At 43.1% G+C, this 16,545-nt stretch carries 18 protein-coding genes; 3 read left to right on the top strand and 15 right to left on the bottom strand.

Translation table 11 applies throughout. The features are described 5' to 3' along the window. The first annotated feature begins 1 nt into the window (after position 1). Entirely contained in the window at positions 2-889 is an 888-nt protein-coding gene (locus IX53_RS04805; RefSeq protein WP_047754379.1) for a hypothetical protein, read from the top strand. Here the strand turns inward: IX53_RS04805 and IX53_RS04800 are convergent. From IX53_RS04800 to IX53_RS04745, 12 genes are all read right to left on the bottom strand, one after another. Beyond that, on the bottom strand, positions 881-1,786 hold the full coding sequence (locus tag IX53_RS04800) for a diacylglycerol/lipid kinase family protein (protein ID WP_047754378.1): 906 nt from the start codon (positions 1,784-1,786) through the stop codon (positions 881-883). The genes IX53_RS04805 and IX53_RS04800 overlap by 9 nt on opposite strands. Before the next feature lie 84 nt (positions 1,787-1,870). Next, complete coding sequence (kamE, locus tag IX53_RS04795; protein WP_047754377.1) at positions 1,871-2,659, bottom strand: lysine 5,6-aminomutase subunit beta; 789 nt, start codon at positions 2,657-2,659, stop codon at positions 1,871-1,873. Beyond that, positions 2,656-4,215 carry a lysine 5,6-aminomutase subunit alpha gene (kamD, locus tag IX53_RS04790; RefSeq protein ID WP_047754376.1) on the bottom strand — a complete coding sequence of 520 codons (1,560 nt, stop codon included), beginning with the start codon at positions 4,213-4,215 and terminating at the stop codon, positions 2,656-2,658. The genes kamE and kamD overlap by 4 nt, the downstream gene beginning before the upstream one ends. After that, positions 4,205-5,629 (bottom strand): lysine 5,6-aminomutase reactivase ATPase KamC, encoded by a 1,425-nt coding sequence (gene kamC / locus IX53_RS04785; protein ID WP_156173107.1) that lies wholly within the window; start codon positions 5,627-5,629, stop codon positions 4,205-4,207. The genes kamD and kamC overlap by 11 nt, the downstream gene beginning before the upstream one ends. Continuing rightward, positions 5,598-6,608, bottom strand: a complete 1,011-nt coding sequence (kamB, locus tag IX53_RS04780; protein WP_156173106.1) for a lysine 5,6-aminomutase reactivase subunit KamB — start codon at positions 6,606-6,608, stop codon at positions 5,598-5,600. The genes kamC and kamB overlap by 32 nt, the downstream gene beginning before the upstream one ends. A gap of 17 nt (positions 6,609-6,625) precedes the next feature. Continuing rightward, a complete protein-coding gene (locus tag IX53_RS04775) occupies positions 6,626-7,045 on the bottom strand; it encodes a MaoC family dehydratase (RefSeq protein WP_047754374.1) in 420 nt (139 codons plus the stop codon). Further along, a complete protein-coding gene (gene kamA, locus IX53_RS04770) occupies positions 7,042-8,313 on the bottom strand; it encodes a lysine 2,3-aminomutase (RefSeq protein ID WP_047754373.1) in 1,272 nt (423 codons plus the stop codon). Before kamA ends, IX53_RS04775 begins: the two co-directional genes overlap by 4 nt. A 12-nt stretch (positions 8,314-8,325) precedes the next feature. Then, positions 8,326-9,360 (bottom strand): L-erythro-3,5-diaminohexanoate dehydrogenase, encoded by a 1,035-nt coding sequence (gene kdd / locus IX53_RS04765; protein ID WP_047754372.1) that lies wholly within the window; start codon positions 9,358-9,360, stop codon positions 8,326-8,328. A 4-nt stretch (positions 9,361-9,364) separates the two neighbouring features. Then, on the bottom strand, positions 9,365-10,186 hold the full coding sequence (gene kce, locus IX53_RS04760) for a 3-keto-5-aminohexanoate cleavage enzyme (protein ID WP_047754371.1): 822 nt from the start codon (positions 10,184-10,186) through the stop codon (positions 9,365-9,367). 5 nt (positions 10,187-10,191) lie between these two features. After that, positions 10,192-10,581 carry a 3-aminobutyryl-CoA ammonia lyase gene (gene kal / locus IX53_RS04755; RefSeq protein WP_082128474.1) on the bottom strand — a complete coding sequence of 130 codons (390 nt, stop codon included), beginning with the start codon at positions 10,579-10,581 and terminating at the stop codon, positions 10,192-10,194. Positions 10,582-10,713: 132 nt separating this feature from the next. After that, entirely contained in the window at positions 10,714-11,769 is a 1,056-nt protein-coding gene (locus IX53_RS04750; RefSeq protein ID WP_047754369.1) for an ArsR/SmtB family transcription factor, read from the bottom strand. Beyond that, positions 11,760-12,812, bottom strand: a complete 1,053-nt coding sequence (locus IX53_RS04745) for an ArsR/SmtB family transcription factor (protein ID WP_047754368.1) — start codon at positions 12,810-12,812, stop codon at positions 11,760-11,762. The genes IX53_RS04750 and IX53_RS04745 overlap by 10 nt, the downstream gene beginning before the upstream one ends. A gap of 541 nt (positions 12,813-13,353) precedes the next feature. Here IX53_RS04745 and IX53_RS04740 point away from each other — a divergent pair. Beyond that, on the top strand, positions 13,354-13,797 hold the full coding sequence (locus IX53_RS04740; RefSeq protein WP_156173105.1) for a hypothetical protein: 444 nt from the start codon (positions 13,354-13,356) through the stop codon (positions 13,795-13,797). Between the two features lie 4 nt (positions 13,798-13,801). Here IX53_RS04740 and IX53_RS10520 read toward each other — a convergent pair whose 3' ends face one another. Then, positions 13,802-14,170: a hypothetical protein gene (locus IX53_RS10520; RefSeq protein WP_053001188.1), complete on the bottom strand. Its 369-nt coding sequence runs from the start codon at positions 14,168-14,170 to the stop codon at positions 13,802-13,804. Between the two features lie 44 nt (positions 14,171-14,214). Here IX53_RS10520 and IX53_RS04730 point away from each other — a divergent pair, with 44 nt between their 5' ends. After that, a complete protein-coding gene (locus tag IX53_RS04730) occupies positions 14,215-14,610 on the top strand; it encodes a methylglyoxal synthase (RefSeq protein WP_179944403.1) in 396 nt (131 codons plus the stop codon). Here the strand turns inward: IX53_RS04730 and IX53_RS04725 are convergent. Then, on the bottom strand, positions 14,599-15,762 hold the full coding sequence (locus IX53_RS04725) for a DNA polymerase Y family protein (RefSeq protein WP_047754365.1): 1,164 nt from the start codon (positions 15,760-15,762) through the stop codon (positions 14,599-14,601). The genes IX53_RS04730 and IX53_RS04725 overlap by 12 nt on opposite strands. Positions 15,763-16,082: 320 nt before the next feature. Next, the gene (locus IX53_RS04715; protein ID WP_156173104.1) at positions 16,083-16,406 is read right to left on the bottom strand and encodes a SprT-like domain-containing protein; all 324 of its coding nucleotides are present in this window, start codon (positions 16,404-16,406) and stop codon (positions 16,083-16,085) included. Positions 16,407-16,545 lie beyond the last annotated feature (139 nt).

Here is a 16,545-nt window from a genome sequence, read left to right as displayed (position 1 = left end):
TATGAGGCTTGCTCTCGGGATATTTCTCATTTTTATTGGCATTCTTACAGTTTTCGGTTATTTTAGTATCAGCTCATTGACCAATTTTACCGAAAACTTCGTAGTGACCTGGCCGTTGATCCTCGTTTTTATTGGTATCAGCCTGCTTTCAGGTATAAAGGGATTGAAATGGCTGAAATATGTTAATGCTATGCTGATTGTGGCATATCTGTTTTTCCTTTTGCTATGGCCGGCGCCTATTAATTTTTTCCTCAGTTCCGGTACACAACAACTCTTCGCTGAAGAAGTTCGAAAGAATAATGTAGTGGTCGAGTTGAATATCGCTGCTGGTATTTGCCAGGTGAATCTGGAAACGGTAAGCGGAAGCTTTTCTGAAGACACAGTGGGAATAATTGACTATGAGATGTCTGGCTCAGAAAAACTCTCAGTGAAGAAAAGCACTCGAAATGGTGTAGTCCATTATGACATCAAGATTAACGACATCTGGTTCCAGCGAGGGAAAAACACCATGATTTTGAAGCTCTTTCCAGATGTACTATACAGAATCGTTCTTAATGGTGGCTTGTTGAAGGGTAAGCTGGATCTCTCTGGATTGAAGGTCGACAGCATGGAAATAGAAGCCGGTGTAATGGAGTTTGACCTCCTTCTCTCGAAGATGCATCCTCTAACTCTTCGGGTAGATGGAGGCATCGAAAAGTTTCATGTTTTTCTTCCAAAAAATGTGAAGGTACATGTCAACGCGAATTCCAGTATAAAGAGATTTGAAACAGGCGGACTCAAAGAGTCCTTAATTGGCAAAGACGAAAGAATAATCGGTGATCCCTTTGCAAATATAAAAACGTTTCTAGAGTTCAATGCAGGCATATTAAGACTTGAATTTTCAGATTAAAATCCTCACAGCTTTAGGTTCTACGCTTATTTTTAGCGGTAAAGTCCCGATGACTTCACCATCCATTTCGATCATTACTCTTCTGCCGTCTTTTGAATATACTTCTACATTCTCAGCCGGGAATTCAAAAACAGTTGGAACAGTGATATGCAGCCCCCGATATATTTTCGGAAAGTGATAAAGTAACCTGAGTTTGTTCATTTTTTCAATCCCCATAACATCTATCTTACCGTCATCAGGTACTGCGGAAGGACAAGCTTTCATGCCACCTCCAAAGAATTTTCCATTTCCAAAAGCCGTGAAAAAACAATCTTTGTGCAGCTTTTTTCCATCGATTATAAAATCCAGGGAATAGCTTTTTGTTCTTATGAATTCAATTAGAAATGAAACAAAGTATGTTAATTTACCACGTACCTTTATCCTCGATCTGTTCATTCTATTAGTGACATCAGCATCAAATCCCGCGCCGACCACGTTGATAGCGTATCTCGTTTGCCGCTTTCCTTCAAAATCACTGAATTCGACTTTTAAAATATCGCTTTCAAAAACATTGTTACCTGCAACACGTTCGACCATGGACTCGTAGTCGGAGGAAATAGAAAATGTTCTCGAAAAATCATTGCCTGTTCCCACACCTATCATACCAATCAATGGCTTTGTGTCAGAAAGCATGACACCGTTGACTACCTCGTTAAGCGTACCATCGCCTCCGACACTCACAATTCTATCGAACTCATTTGCCTGTCTGACCATCTCGATGGCATCGCCTGGTCCCTCAGTGAATCTCTCTTCAAACTGACCAATTTTTTCTTTCAGGAGCGCCTGTATTTTCTCTTTGTAGTCCTTCAAAGACTTTCCATTCGAAGCCATGGGATTTATAACTACAAGCGTCCTCATTCTCTCACCCCTCGTGTAATGATGTTCAAATTGTAACATTTTAAAGGGGGTGAGCCAAACTCACCCGGGGGAGGAGGATTAAATTCATTCTCCTTTTGTCCTTCTATAAAGTTCGTGGGCTATGAACGATGCGACATCCTCAGCGAAGGTTCCGGGTCCGAAGCCAGCATCATATCCCAACTCTTTTGCGAGTTCATGTGTTATCCTGGCGCCACCAGCGATGAGAATAACTCTATCGCGAATCCCTTCAGCCTCTAGGAGCTCCACAAGTTCGGTCATGTTTTTTATGTGCGCGTCTTTTGCAGTAACGGTTTGGGAAATGAGGAGAGCATCGGCATTTAGTTCCACGGCTTTGGCGACAAATTCTTCATTAGGGACCTGACTTCCCAAATTGTACGCTTCGAACATCTCGTAACGTTCAAGGCCGTAGTGACCTGCGAAGCCTTTCATATTCATTATGGCATCAATACCGACTGTATGGGCATCTGTGCCGGTGCTGGCTCCAATGACAACGATTTTTCTACCGATATTTTCCCGTATGAAGGTGTCTATTTCCTGCATGCTCATCTTCTTGACCGTCACTTTAGGTACTTTTATGGCGGTATAATCAACGGTATGTACACATTCTCCATAAGCCACAAAGAAGGTAAAACCTGAAGTGAGTTCCTTCCAATAAACGACCTGAGGATTGGTCAATCCCATTTTTTTCATCAGCTGTTTTGCAGCCTCCACAGCTTCCTCGCCCGCTTTAACAGGTAGGGTGAAGCTGAGCTGAACTTTACCATCGTTCATCGTATCTCCATAAGGTTTAATTGCTTTCAAATCAAGTGTCTTATCGAAATTCTTTCTTTCCATCGAGTAGAGTCCACTCATGTTCTTTCACCCTCCAGCATCCTTGGGATGAACAAGTTGAAATAGTTGCCAGTCTTCTCTGCGACACCTTCCAGTCCTCTGCCACCGTTTTTGCTTCGTTTTATATCCGCAAAAATCCCCTGTTCAAGAGCACCAAAGAGTCCCAGCTCTTTTATTTTTTTAAGCAGTTCTGTCGCTTCCTGAAGGACCTGTCGTGCCCTTTGTTGAACGATCCCACCCTCTTTGAATTGGATCTCATCTCCGAGGTTTCGCATGTTATTAAAGATGTATCTTGCGTTTTCTATAGAGAGGTACCGATCAGACATAAAGGGGGTATGTATAGCTTCGGTGAGCATACCGAGAAGCTGTATACCTTGTTTTGTCCAGATGGATACAACATTGAAAAGGGCGTCCTGAATATGCCCTCTGAAGATGTTGCCAGTCATGTACTTTGTAGGAGGCATATACTTCAATGGAGCTTTTGGAAATATCTCCCGAGCCATTTGCGCTTGAGCCAGCTCGTAGAGAAAACCATTTTCTATGTCAGGGTTCATTTCAAAAGCGTGTCCAAGTCCCATCTGTTCCTCGGGTATACCTGCGATGAGGGCAAGTTGTTCGTTAATGAACTGGGATGCAAGTACAGTGTGCGCTGCCTGGTAAGCATCAGCTGTAGTGAGGTAATTGTCCTCACCGGTATTAATTATCACACCCACAAAACCATTTATAACCCGTGAGAAGAATTGATCGATCATCGTTCTTTGCATGTTTATATCTCTGAAGAGGATGCCATATAGTGCGTCGTTGAGCATTACATCGAGTCTTTCTAAAGCTCCCATGGCCGCTATTTCGGGCATGCATAGTCCCGAACAGTAGTTACATAGTCGGATATACCTTCCCACTTCTTCACCGGCTTCATCGAGGGCTTTTCGCATGATTTTGAAATTTTCCTGGGTGGCGAAGGTCCCACCGAAGCCTTCCGTTGTTGGGCCATAGGGGACGTAGTCAAGAAGACTTTGACCTGTGGACCTGATCACCGCTATTATGTCAGCCCCCTGTCTTGCAGCTGCCTGGGCCTGAATGACGTCCTCGTATATGTTACCAGTAGCGACAATCACATAGAGATATGGTTGTGGACCTTCTCCAAGTTTCTTGATCAGTTCCCTGCGTTTCCTGCGATTGTCTCTTATGAAAGCAACGCTTTCATCTACAAGGGGCTCAAGAGCAGCTTTTATACTGTCAAGATTATGCATTGGAAGCTTGGTTATATCAAGTCTGCCTTTTCCGATTTCTTCCGCTATTTCCTGAGGGGATAGCCCCGTCTCGATGATTGCATTGCCCAGAAAGAGGCTTATTCCATCACCCAGGAGACCTCTCTCTTGGATTTGGTCCACTACAACGTTGGGTAAAGGAACACCCGCTTCATTCACGCCATCGATTCCTAGAAGTCGACATATCGTCCTTTCAACACTCACAGTGGTATGCTGATCCACAAATTTTTGGACATCAAGTGCTATATCTTTAGCGAGTCCCCTCGCGTGGTTCACTTTATTGAAATCCAGGCCGAGTTTACTTTTCACTGTTGTCTTCCTCCTTTGAAAGAATCCATTCTGCCCTTTCGATTATTTTCTCGTCCAGCCCGAACATTTTCGCTATCTTAAGTGCTTCGTGCGGAACTCTCTCATGCCTTTCATTCAATTCAACAAGAGAATAATCAACATGGTCAACGAGTGCCATGGGTGTCTCAATGGTCTCGGGAAGTTTTTCTTTCAGACCTTTTATTCGGTAATGTCTCATACCACTTCTGACAACACCATCGTAGTGTGTCGTTACGACTGTATAACAATCGCTTTTAGCGAATGCTTCGGCGATGGCTATCACCAGCGCCTTACCTTCATCTGGATTGGTATTTCTTGCGAGTTCATCAAAGAGTATGAGCCACTGTTCGTCCATATGCCCGGTAGCTTTCTTTATTTCCAGTACCTCAGCGGCGAAAGAGGAAAGCCCTTTTTTATAGGATTGATAGTCTCCAGAGAAGAAGAAAATTCCATCAAAAGGTACAAGTTCAGCTTTTCTTGCGGGTATATAGAAACCATGTTGAAACATCAGCTGTGCGAGGGCAATGGTCCTCAAAAGTACAGTCTTACCACACATGTTCGCACCAGTAATAATGCAAATTCCCTTTTCCAGTTTGAGATCGACAGGTTGAAATTCACGACCACTGGATCTGAGGATTTCCCTGACTTCGGGATTAAAAAGCCCCTGGAAGCTGATAGCCTCACGCGAAAGCGTTGGGCGTGTGAGCTCAAACCTCTGCACGAGTTCGACTTTTGCTTGAAGAAAGTCGACTTTCGCAATGAGCTCCGCTATCTCCACTATTTTTTGCGCGTTTTTGTGAAGCTTCCTGGAGAGTTCTTTTCTTATACGGCCCTCCAATTCTCTTTCTCTGAGCTTTAACTTTTTGAGTTCTTCCAGAAGTCTATCGCTTCTATGAGTTTCTGGAACTGAAACCAGTTCTCTTTTCTCTTGCCTTACAGCAGCGAGTTCTTTTGAATAGGCGCTGTATATATGAAAGTTTTTAAGTCTGAGCCCTTCCGGATCGAGAAGTGTTATGAGCTCTTCTGCAGAAGGTATGAATAGGAATTCTGGGAAGAAGACGCTTTTCCTGATTTCTTCGTAAGTGAGCAGAAAGTTCTTTAGTTCAAAAAGATCGATATCATCCAGCAGTTCTCCCCGTCTGACTCTTGCAATCGTTCCGGATATGTCCCGTACAGAAGACAACCCCTTTCTGAGCTGTTCAAGGTTGTTCCCGGCATTGAAGTGCTCAATAAATTTTGTAAGTTCTTCCAGTTCTCTCGCGATGGAGTTTGATTTTTTAATGAGTGAGAGCGTTTGCAGCTTTTTCCTGCCAAAACCCGTTTTCAACTCAAGGTTATTGAGAATAAATTTGAAGCCTGTTACCTCAAAGAGTCTTTCTTTGTCCAATTTTTTCACCTTCCATGACGTCTATAACAGGTACATCCAGAGCCTTTTTAAGAGCGGTCAAAACAGCTCCAGAGTTCAAAACGTACCCCTGTGGGGAAATTGGATTGAAGGTCACTGCGAGAAGGTTAGGGCTACGTAATACCATGAGCCTTCCACCGCTCTCAAGAAAGAGGTCCATGCTTTCAGGAGAAAGAAAAATCTTTGTGTGATCCTTGACAACCAATGTTGTCCCTTCTGAAAGTTTTCTTTCAACAAGGCGCTTTATAAAGCCTTCCGTGAGGGAGCCAGAGATATAGAGCTTGCTGCCCCGTTTCATATGATCGAGTATCGCACTGGTATCTCCTAGAAGCGTTCTATAAGGGAGTTTTTCGAACACTCCCTTTTTAATCAGCCATATCCCTTCATCGAACTTTTCTATATGATTGGCCATCGGGTCGATGGGTAAATTCATAAGCCTGACATGATGCAATGTCTTCCTTATAATTTCTTTGAAGTTAAGAGAAAGTGCAGCACCTGTAGCTAAAACTACACCTTCACATAAGAAGGGAGAAGCGGAACTCCTCCTGGAAAGGGCTCCATCTAGCAGAAAAAGATCTGTGCCCTGTTTTTTTGCCACTTTCATCAGTTCTTTTAGACCACTTAAGGTAGAAGGACCAGATAGTTTGACCTTCCCTTTTTCAAGAGCCCTTGAGAGGACTACTCTTCCCAAAGCTGTTCTATAAGCGCTTACCCACAATACTTCAGATAGAAAGTTTTTTTCTCTGTAGTGAACCTCGGAAGTAGCAAACAGATCGCCTTCATGGATAATAACTTCTGGCTTGGGGGTGAATGTAACTTGATCCACAGCTTCCCCATCAAGCCCTATCGAAGTCAGGCAAAGCACGCGTTGGGGATCCGTTTCTTTAATGCGCCTGATTATATATTTCATACTTTCGGTCTTTCCTGTGTTTTTTTCAAGACCAATTATTGAAAGACTTCTGACGCTCAACACCCTTTCAACAAAGCTTATTCGACCTCCTCCTCTCTGAAGAGAACCAACGCTTCTCCTACAAGGGCTTTTTCGCCTTTTTCGTTTAGAACTTCCGTTGACAAGAGCAACCTCGACTTTTCCTCGATCTTTTCCAGTACTTCTACTCTTATCCGGATTCTCTCACCTATATATATAGGCCTCTTAAAAGTCGCATCCTGTTTAAGATAGATCGTACCCGGTCCGGGAAATTTTCTTCCAAGAACAGCGGAAACAAGTCCCAATGTCAGGATACCATGAGCGATTCTGGATTTGAAGATGCTTTTAGAAGCGTAGTCCTCATCAAGGTGAATAGGGTTGTCGTCTCCAGTAATGTCAGCGAATTTTCTGACCATTTCATCTGTGATAACTCGCTCCTCCACATAGATATAGCCGGGTGTTATCTCAGTGTACTTCATCTTTCTTTCCCCCCTTGTTCTTTCCAGTGCTTCATCCTTTCGCGCCTTTCGAGTTCCGTAGGCTCCAGATTTATTTGCTTGCCATCAAGCAATTTGGCGACACCGCTCAGTTTGTATTTCACTCTGTATTCGGTATCATCCACATCGCTCTCTATGTCTTCTGGCTCGTGATATGTCGTGAGGACACCCTCGTAGTTTCTGAGCACCACTGTTCTGTCAGATTGTGAAACCATATATTGCGGCATCACCCTGATTTTCCCACCTCCACCGGGGGCATCTACAACAAATGTTGGGATACAGAACCCTGAAGTGTGACCGATCAAGGATTCCATAATGGCAATACCTTTCCTTATTGAAGTGCGGAAATGGGAAATACCATTTGAGAGGTCGCACTGGTACAGATAATATGGCCTGACTCTGATCTTTACGAGCTGGTGAACCAATTCCATCATGATGTATGGACTATCGTTTATTCCCCTGAGAAGGACGCTCTGATTTCCCAGAGGAATTCCCGCGTCGGCCAGCAATTCACAAGCCCTACTGGATTCAGAGGTAATCTCTTTAGGGTGGTTAAAATGAGTGTTCAACCAGATAGGGTGATATTTTTTTAACATGTTCACGAGTTCTGGAGTTATCCTCTGTGGTAAGACAACGGGTGTTCTGGTACCTATTCTGATTATTTCCACATGGGGAATCTTTCTCAATTCCTTCAGTATGTACTCAAGTACTCCAACATCCAGTAACAAAGCGTCCCCCCCGGAGAGCAGTACATCTCGGACTTTGGGAGTTTCGCGGATATATTCAATAGCCGCATCGATATCTTTCTTCGGTCTCGGTCGGTCCAGTTGCCCTGCAAAGCGCCTTCTAGTGCAGTGACGGCAGTACATTGAACATTGGTCGGTGACCAGTAAAAGTACCCGATCGGGATATCTGTGGGTTAAGCCCGGTACCGGGGAATCTTCATCCTCGTGTAAAGGATCAAGCATATCCCATCTGCCGACCTGAAGTTCTTTTTCGGTAGGAACTGCCTGCCTTCTTATGGGGCAGCGGGGATTGTCGGGATCCATCAAGGTGGCATAATACGGTGTAATGGCCATCCTGAGAGTTTTCAAGCAGTTTTCTATTCCATGTGCTTCTTCTTCGGTTATATTAATTACCTGTCTCAATTCCTTAAGGGTCGTTATGCGGTTTCTTACCTGCCATCTCCAGTCGTTCCAGTCCTTTTCAGAAACGCCCCTCCAAAGGGATATTTCTCTGTAATCTCTCATTTTAACCCTCCATCACAGATAGAGTTTCTCAAAGAGTGTTCTTATTGCGGGTGCCTCGCGGAGAATATTTAAACTGAGCTCGGCATGCCCGCGGGTGTAACCATTACCTATGATCATCGTTATATCTTTCCCCACACCTTCGGCACCTAGAGCGGCACGGGTAAAGGAAGTCGCCATGCTGAAGAAGTAAACTGTGCCTCCATCTTTCGTGATGAGTATGGAAGACATTTCAGTAGCCTCCACGTTCACGTTGTTTATAACCACATCGCAGAGTTCTCCACCGGTAACTTCATAAACTTTTTCATAGACTTCAACAGGCTTTGTGGCATCGGCTATGATTATTTCATCTGCTACTCCGAGTTTTTCTATGCGTCTCGCGTTTTCTACAGAACGTTCAATGATGATAACTTTGCCCTTGTTTCCTGCGTTCTTCTTAGCTTGATAGGCACAGAGCACGCCAGATTTCCCGCCACCACCAACGATCGCTACCGTCATCCCTTCGTTGACGAGTTTATTCACCTGTGCTGGGGCACCCGCTACATCAAGAACTGCCAACGCCAATCTGTCGGGTATGTCATCCGGTAAAATGGCGTATATGCCACTTTCAAAGAGAATAGCCTTCCCCTCAATGTCTACCTGGTCAGTATCGATGTTTATACTTTTAATCCGATCGATCCGCAAAGGAGTCAGAGACAGGGAAACGAGGGTTGCAATTCTATCTCCCACTTTCAGATCTCTGTTAGTCAATTCGGGCCCAATCGCTTCAACCATGCCGATAAGCATCCCACCAGATCCTGTTACCGGGTTCTGGAGTTTACCACGCTCCCTAACTATATCTTTTATCATCCTGGCTATCCTATCTTTATCCCCCTGGCAGGCTTCTTTTATCTGTGTAAAACTCGCAGAATCTACGTTCAAAGTTTGTACGTCAACAAGAATTTCGTTGGAGTACAGCTCCATGGTGTTGTCGATTTTCCTGGCTGCCTGTGGCAATGAACCCACTGGTTCTACCACTCTGTGGCTGCCGAAGGGACATCCTTTTTTCATGCTGTTACCTCCTGCTGTTTATATTCAATATCTTTCTCGCTTCGTCTGGAGTCGCTACTTCCCTACCGAATTCTCTTGAAATTCTGGCCACTCTTTCTACGAGTTGAGCGCTGGATTTCGCTAGTTCCCCTTTGCGATAGTATATGTTATCCTCGAACCCTACCCTGACGTGTCCACCCATGGCGATGGCGTGAAGGGCCAGAGGCAATTCGAAGCGCCCTATTCCTGCAACACTCCATGTGCTCCCTTCAGGTATACAACCTACAAGATAGACCAGATCATTTATCGTGGCAGGGATGGCTCCGGGAACACCCATGACAAAATCGAAATGCAATGGAAGATCAATCAGTCCCTTTTTAACTAGCTTGAGGGCATTCTCAATCATCCCCCGCTCAAAGATCTCTATTTCTGGTTTGATTCCTCTCTTTTTCATTTCAGCTGCGAACCTTTCCATGTATTCTTGGGGATTGATAAAAATGTCGCTGCCAAAATTACAGGTACCAGCAGAGAGTGTTGCCATTTCTGGGTTTGTGTACAGAGGCTGCATCCTTTCTTCGATGCTGTGCCATACAGCGCCACCTGTGGAAGGTTGAACAATAATATTGCATTTTGCTTCGATCTTTCTCTTTATCTCTCTATATATTTCAAAGTCTTGAGTGGGTGTACCATCCGGTTTTCTTGCGTGCACATGGACAATAGATGCGCCTGCAAGATAACACCTGTAGGCTTCCTCTGCTATTTCATCTGGTGTTATTGGAAGGTTCGGTTGTTGTTCGCGGGTTACTTCAGCGCCTGTAATGGCCGCAGTAATGATGAGCTTTTCCAAAGGACTCACCTTCCCTTTCTTTGCTTATCAAGCGGGACGACACACGTTCCTGATGCCCTGCATACTACGATGGGTTCCTTGAGGACCTCAGCGGCTGAGTCGGAGATATCCGGTCGTGCCTGTATAACCTTTCTCGCTTCAAAAAACATCTTCCTTGATGTCCTGCCAATATGAGTAATTTCTCCCGTTACTTCAATGTAATCACCGGCATACACGGGAGCGAGGAACTCCACGTTGTCGTACGCACGGAAGAGCCCTTCATCTCCATCATTACGAATGAGCAATTCCGTGGCCACATCACCAAAAAGCTGTAGGATTTTTGCTCCATCTACAAGGCTCCCACCGTAATGAGCATCATGAAGGCTCATTCTGACCCTTATCATAACCTTTTCCATTACCATACCCCCTCATTAAAATTTTGCGTTCAACAATCGTATTTTTCAACGTTAAACAGAGGAGGTTATCGGCGAATTAAGGCAGAGATTCTTGCCTATATCTTTTATGCTTGTTTGATTATGCAGTCATTATTACAATTCGAAAGCTTCATTCAATGTTTTCGTAAGCTTTTTTATCGTTTCCATTCTCAGAGAGATTATGTTGTTGAACACGTCTATGTCGATGAGAGAAGCCTTGAAGAGCAGATTGATATGGTAGGATATGGTAGATTTATTCAGACCGGTGAAATCTGCGAGGTCCTTTTGTGTAGCGGGATTTCTAGAAAGGTATCTCAGAATCTCGAACCTGGTGCTATCACCGATAGCTTTGAGCAAATTGCTTAATCTGTATTCCTGAGGGATCTTGTTGATGAAATCTTTTGTTATTTCCTCAACACCCATTATAAGCAAATGAAAGGTTGGATAACTCATCAATCCTGAATTGCTCCTTGGTACAGAGTTTTGAAGTGTTACATAGAGTGGACGCGAGCTGTCTGGAAGCAGGTCATAATAATCAAGATAATTCACTATGGAGTTTTTAATCAGCTCTGAGCTGGTAGAAGCGAAAAAGTTTTTCAACGTCCGAAGATTTTTCTCTCTCAACCCAGTCTTTTCATAAATCTTCAGGATTTTTCTGGTATTCGAGGCGAGAAATTCCATCGCTTTCGCCGGAAAGAGAAGGAGTTGATTGGCAAACCACTTTGAATCTGCACTTATTCCTTCAATCTCATCGATTTTCTCAGTAACGGTGAATGGGGAATTTGCCAGGAGCTTTTTCAGTTCCCGGCTTTCCATATTCAGTCTCCTGACGGCGAGTACGGTAATGAAACGGTCTCTGATTTTCTCCATTAACTCAGGGGATAGTTCGATGGATTCTTCTATCTTTACCGCTGTACCATCCACCATCTTGTGTTTCACCGGGAAGAGAATGGGGGATATTACCCCAAATTCATTCATGAAGGCGGTATAAATGCGGGTCGACCAATCAAGTTCTTTCATCACCGCATCCCGAAAGGCCAGCAGCTCTGGTGATGGATTGAAGTCAACTCCAAGGGATTTCAACGATTTTCTAACGGGTTCGGAATGAAATGCGAAGTAAATGGCCATCATCAAGTCGTATATCTCGAAATATCCGGCTACTATTTCCATTCTTTCTCACCTTCTTTTGAGAAAACTCGCTCGATATTCTTTATTATCCTCCTTAGGTTATCCCTGTTGAGGGAGTAATAGACTTTCTTTCCATCGTTCTTTTTCTCCAGTATTCCGAGTCTTCCCAGGGCTGTGAGATGGTGAGAAATGGTCGCCTTTGAAAGCCCACAATGACTTGCAAGTTGAGCAACATACATTGGCTTACCTGAGAGGGCTTTGAGTATGCAGAATCGGGTTTGATCAGACAGGTTCTTCAGAAAATTTTTTAGCAGATCGGTTTCAAGACTGAGTTCAGATAGCTCGAAACTTTTTTGAATATCACCTGCAAGAAAGAGCGTTCCTTCCTCAAGCTTTACAGGCGCGGATACGAAGCCTGGAAGCAGATGTTGGATGGAGAGGATAATATGACTGCTGATTGGCTCTTTTGATGAACTCTTTAGATATTCGATCAAAGCAGATTCGAGGTGGTTTCTTTTCAGTTTCTTCATCGTATCATGCGCAGTGAAAGTAACAACAGTTCTGAGACCACTTTCAGTGTACATGTTCAACAGCTCCCTGAGGGTCTCTTTGAAAATTTCTTTTGTGTGTTCTGGGAATATCAGGAGTTGTGTGAGGAACCAAGTCGAGAACCTTGAGAGGACTTTTTGACTTTGGAGAAAATCCAGAAGTTTATCTCTCGAAAAGGAAGGCTTAACGAGTTGTTGTTGATCGCCAAAATGCCTGTTGATAACGGAAGAAAAAAACTTTGGGACATGTTCTTCGAACTTATTAAGATTTTCTAAGGTCTCTTCCAGAGTGATGAAGGCCCCATCTTTTAAATCTCCTCCAGAAAACACCATGAAATCTTCGCCAAGTTCAGAAAGCGCCGAAATCAGTGTTCGCGTGTCCCATGCGCCGGTATTGGTCACTATACGAACGAATGTTTCGATCTTTTCTTTAATCTCGCTGGAAAGATCGGTCAGATTCTTCTTATCACTTTGTTGAACCAATTTTGATAGTGTTATAAGTTCACCCAGTTCGATCCACACCAATCTTAGAGTCATAATCGCCTCCGGTTCGATATATATCAAATTATATCATTTTTATATCGATTCAACACCTTTATAAGCTTCTTTAACGGCTCGATTTCCCTGGTTATTGACACATATACTCAAATACATCGGATTTTTAGAGAGTTTTTTGTGGATTTTCTGATTATCTTTTCTATTCTTAAAAAATCTCCCATTCATTGGTTTACAATTTATATGTTAGACCGTCATCGATTGTTAACACGATAGGTTTGACAAACATCGAACATGATGTTATTATAATTTTGTCAGGGATAACTGGAGTCGGAGGGATGGATATGAAAAAGAAGGGTAATGGTGTTAGTGTCAGGAGCATTCAGGAAGAGATCGAAAAGATAAGACTTTTGGTCATCAAGAACGGCATACCTATAAATCTTTAACCCCGGTAAGGGCAGCAAGAGACTAAAGCACGAGAGAACCGCATAGACATGCAACACCCCCCCTTTTCCCCACGGAGAGTTTAACGGGCCTGTAAAGGCCCCATTTTTTTATCTCCTGATATAATTGATCCGGGGTGGTGAATTTGAAATTCCAGAGAAAAGTGGAAATTTATTTATTGATAATCTCGATTCTTCTCGCGATTATAGCTGGTCTATTGTTATTTCAAATTGTTTTTGAGCCGCTGCTGAGATCGTTTTTCGCTATCCAATCGCAGAAGGAGGAAGAACTTAAGCAAAGTAGAGAGATATTGAAAGAACTCTCAAGATTGGAGTTCTCCATCAAGGGATTTTATTATTTGAATTCCATCCTCCCTTCAGATATAAAGGAACTGGATGAACAGACAAAATACAGTTACAGGATAGAGTATGAAGACAGGGGCGAATCATATGATGTGAGGCTAAGAGGTAACATGCCCCTTTTATCCAACAGAAAACTCATGGAAGAATTCAATCTGACAGGTAAGATTTATTCAACAAAAGATGGTTTCCTATATTTGTTCAATATAAAGAAAGTATATTGAATCCCTAACGCTCTCTGAACCTCATTCTTTTGACAATTGAGAAGGGTTCAACCTCTTCAGATGTCTTTCGAACATTACCATAGAGCAACCTGGGCAATTCTATGCCAAGATCGCGGTCGTAAGGTCTGCTCGTCACCAGATAGTTCTTCGCAAGAAGGTATGGCCCTGTTTTTCTGATATGAATCGAACCTTCGACTAATACAAAACTCCCCTTATAGACCTCGGGCAGTGATTTTTTAAAGTTTTCAGTAAAAATGACCTTTATCTCCTGCCCTCCATTTTCAGAAAACCTGAGTGTAAAAAATGCTTTTTCTCTGTTCGGGGAAAATGCTACCACTTGTCCGTAGAGTATAATAAGGTTGTAAGTTTTCATCGATTCCTCCTTTTTGATAATCATGAAAACAGGAGAGGTGAATTATGGAAAAACCGAAAGTAGCCCTTATAGCTCACGATAAAAAGAAAATTGATCTGATCATGTTTGTCAAAGAGAATCTAGAAACTTTCAAAGCCTGTGAACTCTACGCCACGGGCACCACGGGTAAATTTTTAAGTGAAAAACTGAAATTGATCGTGAACACCGTGCATTCTGGACCCCTCGGTGGAGATATCCAGATAGGCTCAATGCTTGTTGAAGGTAGGATGGACTTTGTTATCTTTCTCAGGGATCCCCTCACGGCACAACCCCATGAACCAGACATCTCAGCCCTCATGAGGGTTTGTGATGTCCTCAACATCCCTTTAGCCACCAACCTCGCGACGGCAGAGGCTCTGGTAGTTGAGCTCAAGAGTATTCTGAAGAATTCAAAGACCTGAAACAGCGAGAATCGAAGCTGGAAACAAAGAATATTTGTCGAACAACTCTTCCGGTTTTAGAGAAACTTCTGACATGTCTTTTTCAGTGTTTAGAAGACTAAGCTGTCTGGTGAAGGCGCTGGAAGCTCTTAATCTGTTACACGATACTCCAATGGCCCTTACAGGTTCGCCACTCCAGAGTTCTTTCGTTAACCAGTGGACGATCCGATTCATCATGTTGATGCTGGAAACAGGGAAATTCAATCTCCTGGAAGTCCTGACAACACTGAAATCGGCATACTTTAAAAACATACTTACTCCCGCTGCTTCATAACCCTTCTTTCTCATTCTGTAAATCACCTTTGCTCCAAGGAAACTTGAGATTCTCTTCAACAGCTCTTCTTCGTATACATCTCGTGAAAATGTCATTGAATGACCTATTGACTTCGGAGCTGAATATCTGAAAAACTCATCACGTGAAAAATTATCAGCAACGAGAGATTTAACGAGGCCGACAAGGGTATTGCCGAAGTTGGTATAAAGAAAAAATTCGCTGGCCCTGAGTAGTTCGTAAGCATATTCAAATCCATAACTGGCCAATTTTATTAATGTATGAGGTCCAATCCCGGGAATATCTTCCAATCTGACATTTTTTAAGAATTTCTTTTCCGCTCCCCGATAGATCACGACAAAGCCATCGGGCTTTTTGAAGTCACTTCCAATTTTTGCCAGTATAGGGTTTGGCGCCACTCCTATGGATGCTGTTAATCCAAATTCCATCATTAACCTTGATTTGAATGATTTCAGAGAGGAGAGGGCTTCTTTGAAGTTGGTGAAATGAGAGAGGTCAACATAGGCTTCATCTATGCTTGTAACCAGAATCCTTGGCGAAACAACTCCGAGGAGCTTCATAACTTCCTTTGAGACGTATTCATATTTCTTGCTGTCTGCTTCTACTAGAATGGCTTCGGGACAGAGTTTCAAAGCTTCATGGGCTGGCATTCCAGAACGCACCCCTTTTCCCTTTGCTTCATAACTCGCTGTTGTTACTACCGAATGCCTCAACCCTCTTCCGGTGACGATGATGGGCTTTCCACGAAGATAGGGGTTAGAAGCCTGTTCGATATTTGCGAAGAAAGCGTCCATGTCCACATGTGCCACATAATCCAGCACATTACCACCCCCTGGGTCTAGAACAATACCACTTTTTCAAATCATCGTGATATTCCAGTACATAGGGTCCCTCTGAGCTGATGACGGAAAATCGGTATATCCTCCTGTTACCCCTATCTTCCCTCCAGAGGTATGTGATAGTATAGATATAAATTTTTATACCATCATAACTGAATCTGATAGGATAAAATCCCTTTTGATCAAAATAAACAATAGCTTTAACAGGCTTTTTGTTGTTCAACATAACATCAACCCACGTGTGGAGATGGATTATGGTATAAATTAGTATATCATCATCGCTGTATGTGAGTCAATAATCTTCAGGGTTCATGGGTATCAAATCCCAGTTTTCTGGAAAGCGTTTTGAATTCTTTTGAACGATGATGGAAGTCCTGATTCGTTACCATGAGATACCAGTGCGAAAGCTCATGCAGAATGGTCTTTTCCAGTAAAAGCGGGTCATTTAAGATAGAAGGGGAGAGTTCCATGGAACATGGGAAGCAACCTTCCTTAGTCTTTCGATAGATGATCCTTCCGAGAGTTCTTTTAAGCCTTGGATTTATAACTACAGGTATATCGAAGAATAGACCAAAATGCTCAAGGGCGAGTTCCCTTATTTTCAGTTTGATTTCATTGTTTTTCATGCTAAAAAGATAACACAAAATAGCTCCCTTCGAGAAAATTTCGCGTCTAATACTAAGAAAATTTTGTTAAAATATAAACGCTGAGAAGATGAGAGAACGAAGTATGGAAAAACGATGTTGATGACTTAATGCTTGAAGA

The organism is Kosmotoga pacifica, assembly GCF_001027025.1.
GTDB classification, from domain to species: domain Bacteria; phylum Thermotogota; class Thermotogae; order Petrotogales; family Kosmotogaceae; genus Kosmotoga_B; species Kosmotoga_B pacifica.
This window is presented reverse-complemented; position numbering and strand designations above follow the sequence as displayed.

What these genes read in the sequence shown, in the direction of transcription:
- IX53_RS04805 (WP_047754379.1), top strand. Translation starts at nt 2, where the DNA reads ATGAGGCTTGCTCTCGGGATATTTCTCATTTTTATTGGCATTCTTACA.
- kal (WP_082128474.1), bottom strand. Translation starts at nt 10,581, where the DNA reads ATGGAAAAGGTTATGATAAGGGTCAGAATGAGCCTTCATGATGCTCAT.
- IX53_RS10520 (WP_053001188.1), bottom strand. Translation starts at nt 14,170, where the DNA reads ATGAAAACTTACAACCTTATTATACTCTACGGACAAGTGGTAGCATTT.
- kamA (WP_047754373.1), bottom strand. Translation starts at nt 8,313, where the DNA reads ATGAGAGATTACAGAGAAATATCCCTTTGGAGGGGCGTTTCTGAAAAG.
- kdd (WP_047754372.1), bottom strand. Translation starts at nt 9,360, where the DNA reads ATGAAAAAAGGATGTCCCTTCGGCAGCCACAGAGTGGTAGAACCAGTG.
- IX53_RS04730 (WP_179944403.1), top strand. Translation starts at nt 14,215, where the DNA reads ATGGAAAAACCGAAAGTAGCCCTTATAGCTCACGATAAAAAGAAAATT.
- IX53_RS04775 (WP_047754374.1), bottom strand. Translation starts at nt 7,045, where the DNA reads ATGAAGTACACTGAGATAACACCCGGCTATATCTATGTGGAGGAGCGA.
- IX53_RS04800 (WP_047754378.1), bottom strand. Translation starts at nt 1,786, where the DNA reads ATGAGGACGCTTGTAGTTATAAATCCCATGGCTTCGAATGGAAAGTCT.
- kamE (WP_047754377.1), bottom strand. Translation starts at nt 2,659, where the DNA reads ATGAGTGGACTCTACTCGATGGAAAGAAAGAATTTCGATAAGACACTT.
- IX53_RS04750 (WP_047754369.1), bottom strand. Translation starts at nt 11,769, where the DNA reads ATGGAAATAGTAGCCGGATATTTCGAGATATACGACTTGATGATGGCC.
- IX53_RS04745 (WP_047754368.1), bottom strand. Translation starts at nt 12,812, where the DNA reads ATGACTCTAAGATTGGTGTGGATCGAACTGGGTGAACTTATAACACTA.
- IX53_RS04715 (WP_156173104.1), bottom strand. Translation starts at nt 16,406, where the DNA reads ATGAAAAACAATGAAATCAAACTGAAAATAAGGGAACTCGCCCTTGAG.